General features: G+C 65.3%; 17 protein-coding genes. All 17 read right to left on the bottom strand.

The genetic code is table 11. The annotated features are described in order from the left end of the window. Positions 1-321: 321 nt before the first annotated feature. The 17 genes from VFW45_16540 to VFW45_16460 all read right to left on the bottom strand — a co-directional run bounded on the left by VFW45_16540 (position 322) and on the right by VFW45_16460 (position 18,057). Positions 322-1,221 carry a hypothetical protein gene (locus tag VFW45_16540; protein HEU5182396.1) on the bottom strand — a complete coding sequence of 300 codons (900 nt, stop codon included), beginning with the start codon at positions 1,219-1,221 and terminating at the stop codon, positions 322-324. Positions 1,222-1,239: 18 nt separating this feature from the next. After that, positions 1,240-2,076, bottom strand: a complete 837-nt coding sequence (locus VFW45_16535) for a hypothetical protein (protein ID HEU5182395.1) — start codon at positions 2,074-2,076, stop codon at positions 1,240-1,242. Between the two features lie 43 nt (positions 2,077-2,119). Beyond that, a complete protein-coding gene (locus tag VFW45_16530) occupies positions 2,120-2,548 on the bottom strand; it encodes a prepilin-type N-terminal cleavage/methylation domain-containing protein (GenBank protein HEU5182394.1) in 429 nt (142 codons plus the stop codon). A 4-nt stretch (positions 2,549-2,552) separates the two neighbouring features. Next, a complete protein-coding gene (locus VFW45_16525; protein ID HEU5182393.1) occupies positions 2,553-3,008 on the bottom strand; it encodes a type II secretion system protein in 456 nt (151 codons plus the stop codon). Then, positions 3,005-5,422, bottom strand: a complete 2,418-nt coding sequence (locus tag VFW45_16520; GenBank protein HEU5182392.1) for a secretin N-terminal domain-containing protein — start codon at positions 5,420-5,422, stop codon at positions 3,005-3,007. Before VFW45_16520 ends, VFW45_16525 begins: the two co-directional genes overlap by 4 nt. A gap of 46 nt (positions 5,423-5,468) precedes the next feature. Further along, entirely contained in the window at positions 5,469-6,176 is a 708-nt protein-coding gene (locus tag VFW45_16515; protein ID HEU5182391.1) for a hypothetical protein, read from the bottom strand. A gap of 1 nt (position 6,177) precedes the next feature. Continuing rightward, a complete protein-coding gene (locus VFW45_16510; protein HEU5182390.1) occupies positions 6,178-6,813 on the bottom strand; it encodes a GspMb/PilO family protein in 636 nt (211 codons plus the stop codon). Beyond that, positions 6,810-8,165 carry a hypothetical protein gene (locus VFW45_16505; GenBank protein HEU5182389.1) on the bottom strand — a complete coding sequence of 452 codons (1,356 nt, stop codon included), beginning with the start codon at positions 8,163-8,165 and terminating at the stop codon, positions 6,810-6,812. Before VFW45_16505 ends, VFW45_16510 begins: the two co-directional genes overlap by 4 nt. After that, positions 8,162-9,205 (bottom strand): hypothetical protein, encoded by a 1,044-nt coding sequence (locus tag VFW45_16500; protein HEU5182388.1) that lies wholly within the window; start codon positions 9,203-9,205, stop codon positions 8,162-8,164. Before VFW45_16500 ends, VFW45_16505 begins: the two co-directional genes overlap by 4 nt. A gap of 7 nt (positions 9,206-9,212) precedes the next feature. Then, positions 9,213-10,883, bottom strand: a complete 1,671-nt coding sequence (locus VFW45_16495) for a GspE/PulE family protein (protein HEU5182387.1) — start codon at positions 10,881-10,883, stop codon at positions 9,213-9,215. 28 nt (positions 10,884-10,911) lie between these two features. Beyond that, positions 10,912-12,129, bottom strand: coding sequence for a type II secretion system F family protein (locus VFW45_16490; protein HEU5182386.1), 1,218 nt, complete (start codon positions 12,127-12,129; stop codon positions 10,912-10,914). A gap of 12 nt (positions 12,130-12,141) precedes the next feature. Continuing rightward, entirely contained in the window at positions 12,142-12,873 is a 732-nt protein-coding gene (locus VFW45_16485) for a hypothetical protein (protein HEU5182385.1), read from the bottom strand. 13 nt (positions 12,874-12,886) lie between these two features. Next, entirely contained in the window at positions 12,887-13,312 is a 426-nt protein-coding gene (locus VFW45_16480; GenBank protein ID HEU5182384.1) for a hypothetical protein, read from the bottom strand. Beyond that, positions 13,309-13,890 carry a sigma-70 family RNA polymerase sigma factor gene (locus VFW45_16475; GenBank protein HEU5182383.1) on the bottom strand — a complete coding sequence of 194 codons (582 nt, stop codon included), beginning with the start codon at positions 13,888-13,890 and terminating at the stop codon, positions 13,309-13,311. Before VFW45_16475 ends, VFW45_16480 begins: the two co-directional genes overlap by 4 nt. 196 nt (positions 13,891-14,086) lie before the next feature. Further along, the gene (gene thiL, locus VFW45_16470) at positions 14,087-15,151 is read right to left on the bottom strand and encodes a thiamine-phosphate kinase (protein HEU5182382.1); all 1,065 of its coding nucleotides are present in this window, start codon (positions 15,149-15,151) and stop codon (positions 14,087-14,089) included. Positions 15,152-15,202: 51 nt separating this feature from the next. Next, positions 15,203-17,617, bottom strand: coding sequence for an endopeptidase La (gene lon, locus VFW45_16465; GenBank protein ID HEU5182381.1), 2,415 nt, complete (start codon positions 17,615-17,617; stop codon positions 15,203-15,205). Further along, positions 17,614-18,057: an Hsp20/alpha crystallin family protein gene (locus VFW45_16460; GenBank protein ID HEU5182380.1), complete on the bottom strand. Its 444-nt coding sequence runs from the start codon at positions 18,055-18,057 to the stop codon at positions 17,614-17,616. The genes lon and VFW45_16460 overlap by 4 nt, the downstream gene beginning before the upstream one ends. Between the last annotated feature and the right edge of the window lie 447 nt (positions 18,058-18,504).

The following is an 18,504-nucleotide window of genomic DNA, read 5'->3' as shown; positions in this document are numbered from 1 at the left end:
TCACGACAGTGAGACCGTTACTAAACTCTTCTCTGTTAATAAGTTCCATGAAGACTGTCCGGAGTGGAACGGAGGAAACTGAGGGATCCCCGCCCCCAACCGCAGGGACGAGGCGAGAGTATAGCACAGGGAACATTGAGGGCGGATGGCCCAGCTCACCTCATGTTCAGCCTGCGGATGTAGCGTAGGCGGCGTGGCCCCAGATCCAAGGACGAGGCGAGAGCACAGCGGTATTCGGAGAGGGCCGGGCGCCGTATTTTCAGGACACGGGGCAGGAGTGGCTGCTTTTGTACGCGGGAGCAATCGGCCCGCAATTGAGGACTAACGTCCCCCGTTTCGATTGTTGTTCCTGTTGTTCCTGTTGTTGTTGTTATTGTTGTTGTTCTCGCTGCCACACTGTGGAGGATATCCTGGAGGGCAATTGCCCGTGCAACACTTATCGCTGCAAATGCAGGGTCCCATGTTATTGGTAGGAGCAGAACCACCGTCCGGCTTCGCCTGCTGCTGTTTCTGATCGTTCAGATCGAAGATGCTGAAGGTCCACTCGGTGTAGTTCTCGTGCTCGTGGTAGCGGCGGAACGACATCTGGTCCCAAAGGCTCACGACGCCGACGATCGGACCCACCGGCTGTCCCGGCGCGGTGACCGAGACCTTGCCATCCTTGTCCTTCCCGTCCTCCTCCGGCTGGGTCCAGTCGGTGAGCCCTGAGCGCGCCTTGAAGATCTTCAGCTGCCCTTGGTTGCGCTGGTTCGATCTTTTCAGCTTCTCGTCGAACTCGTCGAGGCCCTGGCCCAGATCGTCCAGGCCGGGAATCCCCTCTCCCTCCCCCTGCGGGGCGTTGGGATTGATGAACCCCTTGCCCGAGGGATCGGCGATAAGGATCCCCCATTTCCCGTCCGGGGCCATCGGATCGCGATACAGCCTGCGGATGTAGCGCAGGCGGCGCGGCCCCAGCTCCATGAGAGATTCCAGCGAGGTGGGATAGGCGCCGCCGTGCTCCCCCTGGTATTTCTTGATCGCCTTGGCGTACTGGTTGCCGCGGAAGATCAGCTCCTTCTCGTTCTCGCGCCGCTCGAGCGAGCTCCACTGCTGCGCCACGACCGTCATAAAGATCAGCAGCAGGGTGATGCCGATCATCACCGCGATGAGAAGGTGGCCCGATTCGCGCGACCGATTGCGCTCGTTCGCTTGATCCCTCCCGCATGATATGGCCCTGTTCATCTTCCGACCCTGCCTAACTCACTGAATGTTGATCGTCAGCTGATGAGGAGTGCTCGTGAAGGCGTTGCCCTGGAGCGAGGCTATGACTTCCCCCTGGCATGACTTTCCGCCGCCGCACTCGGTGGGGCAGTCGTTCTGGGGACGCAGCACCGTGAACGCATCGCCATTATCGTCGGTCGTATCCTGGCTCGGAGTGAAACTAGCGTTGAAAGTATCGTTGCCACTCGTGTTGTTTTGCAGTTTGAAGATGATCGTCACGCCCGCGATGGGGTCCCCGTTCGTGTCGATGGCCGTCGCCTTGAAGCACACCTCCTGGCTGCACGACTCGATCAGATCCGTGCTGTCCTCACAGCCTGGACTCTCGGTATCGAGGTTGATCTGGATCTCGCTGATATTCCCCTGCACCGTATTCAAGGTCAAATCGCCGGTGGCGTTCCCGGAGCGCGCAGTGACCGTCGTGGTAGTGCTGGTCGCCAGAAAGACGGTCGCATTACCGATGGAGTCCGTCCGGATCGGAATGTTCGCGGCCGGCTCCGGATTGCTGAACGTCCCCTTGAAGAGCAATCCGGCGGTGGCGGAGAAGCGCACATCCTGATCCTCTTGCGGCACCCCCGCCTTGCTGTAGACGGTGGCAACCACCTGCGCGGTGCCGCAGGCGCCTCCACCGATGATATTGCAATTGGGATCGTCGCTCTTGACGATCGTGGTAGGCGTCGCCGCGACGACGATGGTGGAATCCGCCGGGGCGACCTTGTCGGACCCCCGGCAGGCGGCGCCCAGGGCCAGGGCGAAGGCCAGGAGCATCACCCCCGCCGCTGGAAACAGTCTCGAAAATCGTCCCGTGGAATCGCTCATATGGGTAGGAACTCCCTTCCGGGGAACCGCGTCCCCTATCGAATCACCACTCTGAATAGTTTGTTCCGTCCAGCGCCGTGCCGGAAGCACCGCTGTGGACGTCATAGATGCCGCCCGCGGCATCTTCACCTTCATCCTCGCCCATCTCCGCCATCTCCAGCTGCCAGCTGTCGGACGACCCGGTGATCGGATCCACCGGCACCTTGCGGATGTAGCCCGCCTCGACCAGGTCCTCCAGCGTGGCGGGATACTTCCCTTTGTCGGTGAAGTACTGATCGATGACGTCGCGCAGGGTGTAGAGGTCCTCTTTCAGGACCGCCTCCTTGGCCTTCTGCGGCGTGTGTTTGAACTGCGGCACGGCCAGCGCGGTGATGATGGCAATGAGCGCAACCACGATGAGAAGCTCCAGAAGCGTGAAGCCCTTCGCCGCGCTCTTGTCCCCCGGTTCGACCGACCGCTTTCGCCGCATCATCGTCTCACCAATCCTCGTACTTGCTGCCGTCCAGCGCCGTGCCGCTATAGAGCGTATAGACATCGTAGACGTTCTGGCGGCCCCAGGACTTCGAATCGAAATCATCCTGGTAGGAGCGCTTTCCCCATTCGTCTTTCCCGGTGAACGGGTCGGTCGGGACCCTCCGGAGGAACTTGAGGGTCCGGGTCGAGCCGACCTGCGGCACTCCTTCCACCAGGTCCTCGAGATCAGGAGGGTATCCTTCCGAATCGACCCCTTCCTTCTCGATGAGCCCCTTGTCGGAGTACTCCTTGTAGAGGTCGATTGCCTCGCGCATCGTCCGCAGGTCCCGCTTCAGCTCCAGCTCCTTCTGCCGCTTTAGCGTCGTCTTCGCCACCGGCATCACCGCCCCCGCCAGAATCAGCAGCACGGCGATGCACACCAGGACCTCGACCAGCGACAGACCTTGCTGACGTCTCACTTGCTCTGAACCTCCACGTGCACGGCCGGCGAGAACTGCGCCGGAAGCGGCTGTCCCTGAGGATCCAGGACCGAGGCCTCGGCGAAAGTCAGGTTGGTCGTTCCCGGAGACACGGCGGTGAACTGCAGCGTGCACAGGACCCCCGCACCGGTCGCCCCGGTGGGGACACCCACCCGGGCCAGCGCCACGAAGACCTCGTTCAGCGTCGAAGCCTGCGCGTTGTAGATCGTCGAGGCCCCGTCGCGCTTCAGGAAGTCCCCTTCCGCCCCAGGCGGCATGAACTGCAGGATCTTGGGGTCGTACATCACGTGGAAGGGGACGCTTCCGACCCGGGTCCCCTGGCCGATCATCACCTGCACCATCACCAGGTCGCCCGTCTTGGCGAGGATGTTCTGCGGATTGAAGGAGACGACGGCCGGTGGAGGCGGTGCTGCCGGGTTCGGGGCTGCTCCTCCCCCTCCTCCGCCGCCCGAGTTGGCCACAGCCGGCAGGCCCTGCTGCGCCCGAGCTCCGTTGTCAGTGGCCGGCTGCTGCGCGGCCGGAATCTGGTTCGACGGCCCCGGAATCGCAGGAGCGACGAGTCCCGAGGCTCCGACACCGGGAGCCGGCGCCTCTTCGCCCGCGGGGGGCGCCTGCCCCTCTTCCGGCGCGACCTCCTCCTCGGGCGACCCATCGGACTCGAACGGCGCTCCGAAGGGGCTGGTTCGCGACACACCCCGCAGCCCCACATCCTGGTCGGTGCCGATCCAGAGCGGCTCCATGTCCGCGACGGTGATGTCGGGAACACGGATGATATGGGGCGTGAGGGTGAGGACGATGTCGGTGGTCTTTTGCTCCTTTTCCGTCGTGCCGAACAGCGACTTCAGGAGCGGGATCTGCGACAGCCCGGCGACGCCGCTCATGGTGGAGCGCTCCTCCTCCCGGATGAGGCCGGCCAGGAGGTTGGTCTCGCCGTCCTTCAGGCGGATCTGCGTCTCGATCTCGCGCGTCCCGATGATCGGCTGGCTCACTCCACCCCCGGCGGAGACCACGCCGGCGACGTTGGAGAGCTCCACCTTGAGCTTCATGCTGATTTCCTTGTTGTGGTGGACGCGCGGCTCCAGGTCGATGTTGATGCCGACGTTCTGGTAGGTGAAAGAAGTGATGGGGGCGAAGACGCTGCCTCCGGTCGTCGCCGTGTTGAAGGTCGTCGTCGGAATCGGGATCCGATCCCCGATCTTCACCGAGGCCTTCTCCCCTTCGGAGACCCGCACCTGCGGCTTGGCGAGCACTTTGGCGTCGGCGTCGCTGCGCAGGAAGTTCAGCACCACGTTCGGGATCGGCCCGACGGCGTAGTTTCCGAGCTGCTGCAGCAGCCCCAGGTTGTTCAGCGGAACCGAGTCGCCGCCGGTATACCCGATGGTCAGCGACTTGCCGGAGGCGCCGCCGGCCCCCACCAGATCGATCCCCAGGTTCTGCAGGATGTTCCGGTTCAGCTCCAGCAGCTGCACGTCGACGATCAGCTCCGATTTCGCCTTGTCGTTGGATTCGATGATCTTCTCGGCGACCTGCACGCGCTCGGGGGTGTCACGGATGGTGATGGCGTTGAGCCGGTCGTTCTGCGCCAGCTGCCTGGCGTCCAGGAGCGTGCGCAGCAGCACCTGGACATCCTTGACGTCGGCGTTGCTGAGGTAGAAGGTCTGGATTACCAGGTCGTCGTATTCCTTGTGCTTCTGCTGATTGTCGTCGGCCACCAGAATGGTGTTGGCGTCCCAGACCTTGAAGAAGTGCTTGTTCTGCGCCATCAGGATCTCGAGCGCCTTCGAGAAGCTCACGTCGGAGAGCTCGACCGTGACCTTCTTCCCGAGATCCACCCGCTCGTCGTACAGAAAGGTGATGCCCGTCGCCTTGCTCAGGGCGTCGTACACCTTGCGGATCGTCTCGTCCTTGAACTTCAGCGCGATCGGGATGTTCGACTTGGGGTTCAGGCGAGGGACCTCGCGACCGGCCATCTTCGCCTTTTCCTTCATCTTCTCCATGTCGCTCGGCTCCTGGCCCTTGCGCTTCTTGTATTCCGCCACCAGCTTCGCCATCTCGTTCGCGGCGTACTGGTTGGAGGGATCCAGCAGCACGGCCTGCTGCATCTCGGCCATCGCCGGCTCCAGCTGCTCGGCCTGGGCGTAGCGCTGCCCGCGCTCGAAATGCTCCTGCGACGCCCGCAGACGCGCCCGAGCGAGGGCCACCTGGTACTTGATCTCCCCCGGCTTCGCTGACAACGCCTTGGAGAAGGCGAGCACCGCCTGGTCGTAATTCTCCGCATCCATGTACTTCTGCCCCTGGCGGTACGGGGCGGTCGAAGCGACACAGCCCGCCAGCGGCAGGAGAACGAGGAGGAGAAGAGCGATTCGGGGCCTTGCCGAGCTGAGCTTGATCATCAATTTAGCCTCGCGGGATCGTCCCGTTGAGCAAGCGTCGCCCCGCTCACGGACCCATCCGTAGTTTTTGAGACTGATCCGAGAAGAGGGGGTCGGTGTAGCCGATCTTCACCCAATCGTAGCCGATGTCCAGGACCTTGAATTGCTTTTCCACGATATCGCCGCGCCGCGCCATCATCATGTCCTCGCCGATGTAGAGCACCGCCATCTTGTTGGCCTCCGACCCGAGGTAGCCCGAGTAGCGGAAGGTGATGGCCGGAGGCACCGGCTTGGGAGGAGGCGGCGGCGTCATGCCCACCGGCAGGCCGGTCGAAGGGTCGATGGGAGGCTGCACGGCAGCCAGCGCCTGCGCTTCCTCCGCCTGCTTGATCCTCTGGTTTTCCTGTTCGATGGCGGCCTGGCGCGCCGTTTCGGCGGCGCGCCGCGCCTCCTCGATGCGCGCCAGCTCCTCCGGGCTCGGGGGCGGCGGCGGGATGTTACCGTAGCGGAAAATGTTCCGCTGGCTCGGATCGTAGCGGATCGCCTCATCGTCCAGACGCTCCAGGATCACTCCCGGGAGCTTGACCGAGGAAAGCTTGCTCAGCGCCACCGCGACTTCCTTGGGAGGCCCGGTGACGAAGACCGAATCGTCCACGCCCGCGCCCGCGGCGGAGCTTCCCGCCCGCGTGTAGAGGAACGCCGACACCACGACGATCAGGGCCCCTCCCAGAATGAGCTCGCGGCGCCGCTTCTTGAGATCCAGGGCCAGCTCCATCTCAGGTCTTCCCTTCGGGCTTCTTGGGGGCTGCCGGCTTGAGGTCGCGCAGCTCCGGGGCATCGAAATAGGTTGACAGGTGAATGTTCAGGTCGAGCAGGGCGCCGCCGTCCTTCGAACCCCCGAGGGTCACGCTGTCCACGATCAGGAAATTCTCCGATTTCTCGATCTTGTTGATGAACTGCCGCAGGTTCCGGTAATCGCCCGACAGGGGGACATTCACGCTGAAGCGGACCAGGCCGACCTTGTCGAGCAGCTCCGGCTGGTAGGCGATCGTCTCGGGGTCCATCCCGAGCGAGGTGGCGATGGCGCGCACCTCGCGCTGGATGCGGATCATCCGCAAGTCCTTGGTCCCGAGGATGTCGCCGTAGAACTTCTTCACCTTCTCCTGCTCCCCCTCGAAGCGCTGGTCGAGGTCCTTCATGGTGCCCACCCGGCGGGAGACCTCGGAGAGGCTCTGCGTGACCGCGGCCAGCCGCTGCTCTTCCACGGCCTGGCGGTGCAGCCGCGGCAGGTTCATCGTCACGTACAGGATGATGTTGAGCACCGCGACGATCCCGAGGACCACCGCCACCTTGACGCGCTCCTCGCGGATGTTGAAGCGGCCTCGCTTGCTTCCGGTCATGGCCTTCGTCATCGCCCGTCCCCGTCGTCGTTCGGGTCCTGCGGGGGAGGCGGGGGCTCCTCGGCCGGCGGCGGCTCTCCGGCCACCGGCTCCTCCTCCACCGGCGCCTGCTGCAACGTCTCGGCGGGAGTGAGCTGGCGGAACTTCCAGGTGTTCTCGGCTTCCATCGAGGGCACGGCTCCCAGAACGCCCGAGATGATGTCGGCAATCTCCGACTGGGGCAGGTCGTAGACATCCATGTCGACCTTCTGGCGGAGATCGAACTTCCCGTCGAAGATGAAGATCATCGTCCGGTTCTTCATCAGGTAGTCGATCACGTCCTCGAGCGGCTTGTTCTCGAAGTGAGCCGCGGCCCGGGCCGCCGCCTCGGTGCGCGCGGCGCGGCCGTCGGCTTTCGGCTGCTGACCGCCTCCGATATGCGCGCCGGGCTTGAGCAGCGGCCGGCCGCCGGCTCCGCGCTTGGTGGCATTGGGATTCTGCCGCATGCCGGGAGCCACCGCAGTCTTCCCGGCCCCGCGCTCGGTCGAGGTCGCCTGCCCCACAGTGCCATCCCGCACCGTCGGGGTCGCGGGATAGGGTGTGGACACGGCCGGCTTCGGATTGGATTTCGGGGCCGGCAGCGAAGCCGCCAGCGTCGCCGCCGGCGGCAGGCTGCTCGGCGGCGGGGCCTGGTGCGTCTCGTAGGGCACCGGGGGGATGGCCGGCTTGTCCGCCGCTTTCTTGGGCGGGTTCTTGGGCTCTTCCCCGGCGACCGTGGCGGGGGTTTTCGCGGGAGCGACCGGAACGGCCGGAGCGTCGGCGCGCCCGCCGGGAACGTAGTCGAACTTGAGCGAGAAGAGGAGGTCCCCTCCCCGCTGCTCACGCCTCTCGCTGCCGGGATAGATGCGCGAGAAATAAGGGCTGCGGATCAGGTTCTCCTCGAAATCGAGGAGCCCTTCCTGGTCCTTCGCCAGCCCCTCGGCCACGACCGAGATCCCCTCTGCCTGAATCTCGGGACGAATCGACGCCATCATCACCGTCGCGGGGACCACCTCTTCCAGCCGGTTGAACAGCTCCGTCCAGGAAAAGATCCGCTTCCGGATGGCGTCGTTCGCGAACTCGGCCTCCCGCGCCAGCCCCTTGAAGTCGAGCTTCGTCAGCTTCACGCTGAGCCGCCGCTCGTCCCGGATGAGGCTGTCGCGCTTGGCCTGCTTGATCTGCATCTCCTGTCCCGATTGCTGCACCGAGCTGCCGGCATGCAGGAAGAGCCAGACATTCACCGCCGTGAGCGCCGCCAGGATGGCCGCGGCGGAGCCGAATCCGGTCCAGTAGAGGGTGTTGTTGCGGAAGGGGCGCGTCGCGAGGTTGATCTCCAGCAATTTCACGGACGCCTCCCCATGGCCGCGCCGATGGCGGCCGCGAGTGTCTGCCAGCGCGAGTCCTCCGGATCGGATCCGGCGGGTAGCGTGACCACCTTCCCCGGATCGACAATCCGGACCTCGCAGCCCAGCTCCTCCCGGACCAGGCCCGGAAGGATCTTCCCTTCCCCGTTCGAGGACTTCACGTACGCGGAGGCCAGCGCCTTTCCCGCGAGATGCTCGCGGTAGTAGGCGGCGCAGGAGGCCAGCTCCCGCCGCACCGCGGCGCCGTGCGAATCGGCGGCGCGCTCCTCGTCGGACATCGCCTTGCAGCGGTAGAAGCAGAGGGCACCCTGCCGGAAGAAGAGCACCGTCAGGTAGCCGGGAGCGGCATTGACCATGGCCCAGTCGCCCTGATCGAGCGAGGCCTTCTCGGGGAAGCGGGCGACCAGGTTCACCAGGTTGAACGACTCCAGGTCCACCAGCCCCGCCTGCCGGTCCAGCCCCGTGAGCAGCCTTTCGTATTGAAAGAGGACAGGCCGCTGCGCCAGCGTGACCAGGAAGTCGGGCTCCCCGGAGCCGGCGTCGGAGAGGAGCTGGTAATCCAGCGCCGCCTCCTCGATGCGGAACGGCAGGACCTTCTGCATGCGGAAGCGTATCAGCTCCACCACCTCGCGCCGCGTCGCCGGCATGCGGTTGAACTTCAGGATGGAGACGCGCGCCACGCTGTCCGGCAGCACCAGGCTGACGCGGTCCTCGCGCGGGGCCACTTGAAGGAGCACCTCGCGGATCGCCTGCTGCACCGGCGCCGTCTCCATGAGGTTGCCGCGCGCCAGGGAGGGAGCGACCGCCCCCGGCGGCAGCGCCGCCTCGGCATGCGCCGCCACCGAGACCCGCGCCGGCTCCCCCTTGCGGCGCGCCGCGGGGCCCCCCAGCCGGATGGCGCCGACCTTTCCGGGAACCACGCAAACGGCCACCGCCGGGAAGCGGGGCTTGAGCCTCGGCGGCGCCACGCCGGGCGCCATGCCGATCTTCTGGAGAATCACCTCGATCTGAGGCAGTGCCAAATCACCCTCATTCGACGAACGTGACTTTGTTGATCTCGCGCAGCGTCGTCGCCCCTTCCAGGGCCCGGGCCAGGGCAATGTCGCGCATGAACACCATGCCCTCCTCGCGCGCGGCGCGCTTGATCTCGGCGGCGGAGCGCCGGTCCAGGATCAGCTGGCGGATGCGGTCCGACATGTCCAGGATCTCGGCGATCGCCATGCGCCCCTTGTAGCCGGTGCCGTTGCACTCCAGGCAGCCGCGCCCCTCCTGGAACTCGTGCTGCTCGTAGCGCAACGGATCCAGCCCGCTCTCCTCCAGCTGCGCGCGGGTCGCCCGGATGGGGTGCTTGCAGCGCACGCAGATCAGGCGCACCAGGCGCTGGGCCACGATGCAGTTCAGCGCCGAGACGAAGTTGTAGGGCTCCACCTTCATGTTGAGAAACCGCCCCAGAACGTCGACGACGTTGTTGGCGTGCACGGTGGTGAACACCAGGTGCCCGGTGAGGGCCGACTGGATGGCGATCTGGGCGGTCTCCTCGTCGCGGATCTCCCCTACCATGATCTTGTCGGGGTCGTGCCGCAGGATGGAGCGCAGGCCGCGCGCGAAGGTGAGCCCCTTCTTCTCGTTCACCGGGATCTGGGTAATGCCCTGGAGCTGGTACTCGACCGGGTCCTCGATGGTGATGATCTTGTCCTCCACGCTCTTGATCTCCGACAGCGCGGCGTACAGCGTAGTGGTCTTGCCGGATCCGGTCGGCCCGGTCACCAGGATCATCCCGTAGGGCTCGCGGATGAACTTGCGCATCTTGCGCAGGTCCTCGGCCGAGAAGCCCAGCACGTCCAGCCGCAGCTCGTGGAACTCCTGGTTCACCGATTCCTTGTCCAGGATGCGGATGACCGCATCCTCGCCGTGCACGCTGGGCATGATGGAGACGCGGAAGTCGATCGTGCGGCCGCGGATGCGCAGCTTGAAGCGACCGTCCTGCGGCACGCGCTTCTCGGCGATGTCCAGCTCCGACATGACCTTGATGCGGGAGATGATCGTGGAATGGAACTTCTTGTCGATCGGCTCCATGGCGTTGATCAGCACGCCGTCGATGCGGTACTTGATCATCACTTCCCGGTCGCGTGTCTCGATGTGGATGTCGGAGGCCCGCCGCTGCAGCGCGTTGAAGATGGTGGTGTCCACCAGCTTGACGATGGGGCTCTGGTCGGAGGTGATCTTGTCGATGGTGAGCGCGTCTTCGCCGCTCTCGTCCTCCTGGATCAGCTGCAGCTTGAACTCCTCGGTCGCCTCCTCCAGGACGCGCTGGGAGGACTCGCTCTTCTTGAGGATCTCCTGGATGGCGGAGGGGCTGCCCACCGCCGGCACCAGCGACCGACCCAGCAGCAGCTCCAGGTCGTCCATCATCAGGACGTTGCTGGGGTCGGCGATGACCACCAGCAGCTTGCCGCCCTCCATCTTCCAGGGGACGAAGTTGTAGCGGAACATCAGGTCCACCGGGATGGAGCGGAACAGGTCGGAGTCGATCTGGAAGTCTTTGAGGTCGACGTACGGGATCTTCAGGCGCTCGGCCAGGCGCTGCGCGTGCAGGTCCTCGGAGAGCGCCTCGGTGTCGCGCGGGACCTCGGGCGCCGGCGCGACGGCCGGCTCGGCAACTCCCGCCGCGGCGGGCCGGCGCTTCATCTCCTGGGCCAAGACGGCGCTCCTTTCCGGAGGATCGGGCTCATCGTCCCTGCATCCCGTAGCTCTTGATCAAGGGCAGATAAATCGCCAGCATGATCGACGCGATGACCAGCCCCATGAACACCAGCATCACCGGCACCAGGAGGGCCTCGATGTTCTGCAGGCTGTTGTCGATCTCCTCGTCGTAGAGGGCCGAGACGTTCTCCAGCATCTCCTGCAGCGCCCCCGTCGACTCCCCCACCTTCACCATCTCCAGCGCCAGGTCGGAGAACAGCCCGGTCTGCTCGAGCGAGGCGGCCAGGGCGTTCCCTTCCCGGACGCGTCCGGGCACTTTCGTGAGCCGGACCTGAAACAAACGGTTTCCCGCCGCCGGCGCGGCGATTTCCAGCGAGTTGACCAGCGGGATGCCGCCGGAAACCAGCGTCCCCAGGGTCCGGGTGAACCGGGAGACGCAGTATCTGTGGATGATGGAGCCGAGGAACGGGAGCTTCAGCACCACCGTGTCGACGGTGAGGGCGCCCGCGGCGGTCTTCCGCCAGGCGGTGAACCCGAGGAAGCCTCCCAAAAGCGCCAGCGCGATCAGCAGCGAGTTGTGCTGCACGAACTTCGAGCTGCCCACCAGGACCCGGGTGATGAGGGGCAGGTTGGCATTTCCTCCGAATCCCTCGTAGATCTCCGAGAACTTCGGCAGCACGTAATAGAGGAGGATCCCCAACACCACGAAGGACATGCCGAACAGGATGGCGGGGTAGATCAGGGCGGCGATCACCTTGCTCTTCAGGCCCAGCACCTTCTTGGTGTGGGCGATGTAGCGGCGCAGCACCGAGGCCACCTCGCCGCTGCGCTCTCCCGAGGCCAGCGAGGAGGAGTAGATCGGCGGGAAGAGATCTCCCTGCGAGGAGAACGCCTCCGACAGGGCAGCCCCCGATTTCACCTGGTCGCGGATGTCGGAGAGGGCCTTCTTGAAAGCAGGATTCTTGCGGCGCTCCAGGAGCACGTCCAGGCAGGAGACGATCGGCAATCCCGCCTGGATCAGGGCGGCGAGCTGCTGGTTGAAGATCAGGAACTCCTTCATCTTGACCCGCTTCCGGCCGATGCCCGGGACGAATCCCCCCAACCCCGCCTTGCGCCGTATCGAGAAGACCAGGAAGTCCTTGCGCTCCAGGTCGCGCTTCAGCGCCTCGGCGTCGTCGGAGATGTAGACGCGCTCCACCACGTCCCCGTCGGCGGTCCCCATCTTGGCGATGAATTCAGGCACGTCGCTTCCTTCCTAGGGCTGGGCGGACGCGGTGATCGTCATGAACAGCGCCCGGTTGCTGCTCTCCATCTTCGAGGCGCCAAAGATGTAGAGCTTGTCTTCCTTCAGGTTCAAGGCCGTGTCGAGCACCCGCGCGTAAGTGCCCTCCGGGTTCTCGGGTCCCTTGGGCGCCTCGCGGCGGTCCAGGGTGAAGCGCTTGAAGCGCACCAGCTTCTGGTCGTCGGAGGCGTAGTCCACCGCGAAGCTGATCCGGTAGTCCTCCCCTACTTCGACGCTGGCCTTCTCCCCTTCGCTGGCCGTGATCGTGGCGCTTCCCAGGAGCCGGTAGTCCGACCAGCGGGTGGAGAGCTCGTTGAGCTTTTCGATCACGCCGCGGATGCGGGGCGAGATCTTCTCCGGCGGCTTGTCGGCGGAAGCCAGGATCAGCTGGAAGGCTACCTCGACGTTCTTGGGAGGCAAATCGTAGCCTCGGATCATTTCACCGATTTTCTTCAGAGTCTGCTCGTCGTCGGTGACCGCCAGGGTCTTCAGCCGCGGCTGCATCTGCACCGAGCCTTTGGCCGACAGCAGGGGCTCGATCAGGAGATAGACGTCGTTGACGTCCTTGAAGCGCACGGTGAACAGCTGGGTGGGAAGCGATTCGGCCTTGCTCGACTCCGCGCCGAGATGGAGGAAGCCGGGCGCCGACAACATGATGAGGATGAACAGACAGGCGCGTCCGAGGCGTCTATCCGGCCGCTGCATGCTCCCTCCATTCTCAGAGGTCAATGGTCTCGTCCACGATGAGAATGACGTCGGTGGCGTCGGCCTGCCCACCGACATGGAAGGTGTAGACGCGCGCCGAAGCTGACGCTAGATCCTCCATGACCGGAGGCTCCGCACCGTCGTCGCCGGCTTCCAGGCGCGCCGTGTCGGCCGGGCCTGGAACCGGGACGGCAGGAGGCTGCAGCTTCACCGAGGGGACGACCATGAAGGCCAGCACCAGCACCGCCGCCGCCACCATGAAGCCGGCGGAGGAACCCAGGAGCAGGACGCGCAGCGGACTGAGCACCGTGCGGCGGGGGATCTCGGCGTCCCGGATGCCGACCCGGATGGCGGGCCAGAAGCCGGTCCAGAACTCCTCATCCTGGCGGATCTCTTTGATCCCGCGGAAGAAGCTGGAGGGATCGAGAGGCTCTTTCATTCCTTCTTGTCCTCCCGTCCCCGGGCATACTCGGGAAAGAGGCGGCGAAGCCCTTCCTGCAGGACCTTCCTTGCCTCGAGGATGTGGTTGCGCACGGTGGATTGGGACATTCCCAGGATCTCACATACTTCCTCGGTCGGCATGCCCTCGATTTCCCTGAGGACGAAAGCGGCCCGCTGCCGGTGGCTCAGCTTGCGGGCCAGCACTCCGAAGATTCTCTGGACCTCGCCCGGGGCGAGGGGCTGATCGTCCGGCAAGGAAAGCGAAGGCAAGCGGTCGACTCCTTCAGGATCCCGCGATTCGATTGAATCGCGGCGCGACTGGCGGCGCGAGAAATCGATGGCGACGTTCACGGTGATACGGTGCAGGTAAGCGGGGAAGGAGCCTCCTTCCCGGTATTTTCCCAGCACCTGCCAGAGGCGGATGAAGACCAGCTGGGAAACGTCCTTGGCCGCCTCATCCTCTCCGACGATCTGCCGGGCAATCCGGAACACCTGGTCACGCCATCTCCTGACGATTTGCTCGAAGGCGGGGAGGTCCCCCCCCTGCGCCTGCCGGATCAGCTCCCTTTCATCCATCCTTGCAACCCCCACGGGATTGCCGGCTTCGGAGTGAAAGGGTTACCGGTTCCACCCTACAAACGGACCCGGAGGGCGCAGCGTCTAGGACAATTTTCGGGCTTCGCTTGGTGATTTTGTGCAAGACGTTCATCCGCTTAAACTTCCGCCCGGTATATTTTACCCTGACAGCCTGGGAGAAACTGGCCTGGGACCCTTAGCCGCGCGGGTGCCTGTGGTACCCAGGCCTGGAGGGCCGGGTTTCCAGGTGGTCGTGGCCGAGAACCGGCAGGGGGTACCGCCGGCCGCGCGCATCTTCGAGCGACAGCTCGGGCTTTCCCGGGATGATCCGGCCGATGCATAGACGCTTGCGGGCAGGGACGCGCCGGGACAGCTCGGCCATGCGATGCGGAGGAACGCAATAGAGGAGTCGATAGTCTTCGCCCCCGTGCAACGCCATTTCGAGGGCCTTTTCGGCGCCAAGCAGCCCGCGTGCGGCCGGATCGAGGGGGAGGGATTCGGCGAAAAGCAGCGCGCCGACGTGCGAGGCCCGGCAGAGCCGCCGCAGATCACGGGAAACCCCGTCGCTCAGGTCCATGGCAGCCGAGGCGAGGCGATGCCGGCTCAGCTGGCGGCCGAGCTCGATCTCGGGCTCGGGTTGGAAATGCCTTTTCAAGGCGCGCTCTCTCCAGAGAGCCTCACGGCCGCGCCGGGTTCTTCCGGCCGGGGACCGTTTTCCTCCCTCCAGCAGCTTCAGGCCCAAGGCGGAACCGCCGAGGCTGCCCGAGACGAACAGGTGATCCCCGGCGCGCGCGCCGCCACGCGTGAGGGGGCGGATTCCCCGCGGCAAGGCTCCCACCAGCGTCACGTCGAGGGCGAAGCGCTCCGATCGCGTGAGGTTGCCGCCGATGAGGACCGTCCCGCTCCGTTTCGCCCGGCGCGCCATCCCCCGCAGCACCGCCTCCAGGTAGTCGAAGGGCAGGCCCGGGGGGAGGAAAAGACTCAGCAGCGCCCAGCGCGGCTCGGCTCCCATGGCGGCGAGATCGCTCAGATTGACCGATAGCGCCTTGTCACCGAGCAGGTCGGGGGGATGCAGCGCCCTCCTGAAGTGGACGCCTTCCACCATCTGGTCGGTTGTCAGGATGATGCGTTGGCGGGGGGGAGGGTCGATGACGGCGGCGTCGTCCCCGATCGGGACGACCACGTGGCGGTCGGAAGTCCGGAAAATGGCGCCGATTCGGCGGATCAGGTCGTCTTCGCCGCCGGCGCCCCCGCGGATCATGGGTTGTCCTTCCGTTGCGCTGCCGGTCCGGCGGGACGCGGCCCTTACGGATCAGACCGCGGCGTAGCGGCCGGGATCGCCGCCCCGGGCCCGCTCGCGTCGCCCGTCGCGCGCCGCGGCGCCTTCCAGCGCCAGCGCGAAGACCTCCTTGACGTCCGATACGAAGTGCAGACCCATTCCCTTGCGCACGTCGCGCGAGATCTCCTCGAGGTGCTTGCGGTTTCCCTCCGGGAGGATGACCGCCGCGATCTTGGCCCGCTTGGCCGCGAGAATCTTCTCCTTTACGCCGCCGATGGGAAGCACGTTGCCGCGCAGGGTGATTTCTCCGGTCATCGCGACCGTCTTGTCGACCGGCTGGTCGATGAAGGCCGAGAGCATGGCGGTGGCCATGGTGATGCCGGCGGAGGGGCCGTCCTTGGGGATCGCTCCCTCCGGCACATGGACGTGGATGTCATGGTTGGCGAAGTAATCGTCGGCGATGCCGAAATCGCGGGCTCGCGACCGCGCGTAGGAAAGGGCCGCCTGGGCCGATTCACGCATCACGTCGCCGAGCTGTCCCGTGAGGATCAGCTTTCCCTTGCCGGGCATCGTGGTGGCCTCGACGAACAGGATGTCGCCGCCGGTCGCGGTCCAGGCGAGGCCGGTCGCCACGCCCACCTGGTTCACCTTCAGCGCCACCTCCGGAACCACCTTGGGAACACCGAGGAAATGCTCCAGGGCAGCTGCCGTGACCCGCGTCGGCGTAGCTTTCCCTTCCGCGACGGTGCGCGCCACCTTGCGGCAGACCTTGGCGATCTCGCGCTCCAGGTTCCGCAGCCCCGCCTCGCGCGTGTAGCCGCTGACGATCGAGCGCAGCGCCTGATCGCTGAAGGCCACCTGGTCGGCCATCAACCCGTGCTCGTCGATCTGCTTCGGGATCAGGTGCCGCCGCGCGATGTGCAGCTTCTCCTCCTCGGTGTAGCCGGAGAGCTGGATCACTTCCATGCGATCGCGGAACGCCGGGTGGATCGGGTCCAGAAGGTTCGCCGTCGTGATGAACATCACGTTGGAGAGATCGTAGGGGACGTTCAGGTAGTGATCCCGGAAGGTGGTGTTCTGCTCCGGATCCAGGACCTCGAGCAGGGCCGAGGAGGGGTCGCCGCGGTAGTCGGCACCGATCTTGTCGACCTCGTCCATCATCAGGATCGGGTTGGCGGAGCCGGCCTGGAACAGGCTCTGGATGATCTTCCCCGGCATCGCGCCGACGTAGGTGCGGCGGTGCCCGCGGATCTCGGCCTCGTCGCGCACGCCGCCCAGCGAGATGCGCACGAACTTGCGTCCCAGCGCCCGCGCGATGCTGCGCCCCAGCGAGGTCTTCCCCACTCCCGGCGGCCCCACGAAACAGAGGATGGGCCCCTTCATCTTCTTCTTGAGCTTGCGGACCGACAGGTACTCGAGGATGCGCTCCTTGATCGGCTCCAATCCGTAATGGTCCTCGTCCAGGATGCCGCGCGCCTTGAGCAGGTCCAGGTTGTCCTTCGTCTGGTTGGCCCAGGGGAGCGCCACCATCCAGTCCAGGTAATTGCGGACGGTCGCGGTCTCCGCCGAATCGGGGTGCATACGCTCGAGCTTCTTGATCTGGCGCTCCACCTCCTCGAGGACCTGCTTCGGCATGCCCGATTTCTCGGCCTTTTCCCGGTAGACCTCGACCTCTTCCGCCAGCTCGTTCCCCTCCCCCAGCTCGCTCTGGATCGCCTTGAGCTGCTGGCGCAGGAAGAACTCGCGCTGCGACTTGTCGATCTCCTCCCGGGCGTGCGTGTTGATCTCCTGCTGCATCGTGAGCAGCTCGATCTCCTTGTTGAGCAGCTCGTTCACCTTGCGCAGCCGCTGGATCGGCTCCAGGGTGCGCAGCACCATCTGAGCGTCCTCGACCTTCAGCTCCAGGTTCGACGCGGTCAGATCGGCGAGCCGCCCCGGGTCCTCCAGGTTGGAGGCGATGACCATGACCTCGGAGGAGATCGACTTCCCCAGCGAGGAGCACTTCTCCAGCGATTTCTTGACGCTGCGCAGCAGCGCCTCCTGCTCCAGCGACGGGCCGCCCGCGGGCTCGACGATGCGGGTGATGCGCCCGCGCAGGTACGGAAGCCCGGTCTCGAACTCCTCCACCTTGGCGCGGCTGACCCCCTGCACGAGCACCCGGATGCGCCCGTCCGGAAGCTTCAGCATCCGCATGATGACGGCCACCGTGCCGATGGGATACAGGTCGGTTTCGGAGGGCTCCTCGACCGTGCTGTCCTTCTGGGTCAGCAGGAGGATCATTCGGTTCTCGGCCAGGGCCAGGTCGACGGCCTTGAGCGAGCGCTCGCGGCTGACCGACAGCGGCACGATGATGAAGGGGTAGACCACCAGGTCCCGCAGCGGCAATATCGGGAGCTGCTTCGGGATCTTGAGCTGGTCGTCCGGCAGATCCGCGCGATAGTTGCTCATTCGCTCACCTGGATGGGGATCGCGACCTCCTCGCCGCGGCGATTGGGGACTTTCGGGAACGCGACGATCAGGAGACCGTCGCGGTATTCCGTCTTCGCCTTGTGGGTGTTGATCGGGACGCCCAGCCGGATGACCCGCCGGAAGGTGCCGAAGCCGCGCTCCAGGCAATGGAACTTGGCGCCGGGCGGCGGATCGATGCGCGGCTTGTCCCCCTGGACGATCAGGTTGTTGCCGTTCACCGACAGCTTGACGCTGCTCGGTTCGACGCCTTGGAGCTCCAGCTTGACGACCAGGTCGTTGCCCGACTCGTAGAGATCCACGTTGGGGGTCCACGATCCGGTGCTGGCGCGGCCGGGCTCCACGTCGGAGATCTGCTCGAACAATCGGTTGATTTCGTTCTGGATCCGGTTCAGCTCGAAGAAGGGTCGGAAGGGTTCCATGGCCACGGGCCCTCAGGAATTCGCCGCTAATATAATGATGGCGGGAGTGGGGTGCAAGGCGGTAGGGATGTGGGGATCTCCTTATGTTTCAACAATGAAGGACGTCGGCTCGCGGCTGCTTGCTCCGGGCGCTCCAAAGACGCATCCCTGGGCGCTTTCCAGACAGTCGGCAGCCTGCTGGACCCACCGGGTGGAGCGCCGCAGAACCCGCCCGCAGGCCGACTGGTGTTCGTGTTCGGCCTCTTGCCCGATCCCGCATGGAATCGGATGACGTCACGATTTGCGCTGGCCGAGGAGGCGGTTGAGCTCCTCCATGAAGGCGTTGAGGTCGCCGAACTGGCGGTAGACGCTGGCGAAGCGGACGTAGGCGACCTGGTCCAGCTCCTTGAGGCTCTCCATGAGGCGCTCGCCGATGCGCGTCGCGGGCAGCTCCTTCTCGGAGCTCTC

The sequence above is a fragment of the Candidatus Polarisedimenticolia bacterium genome (assembly GCA_035764505.1).
Lineage (GTDB): Bacteria > Acidobacteriota > Polarisedimenticolia > Gp22-AA2 > AA152 > AA152.
Note: the sequence above shows the minus strand (reverse complement) of the source record. Positions and strands in the feature narration are given on the sequence as shown.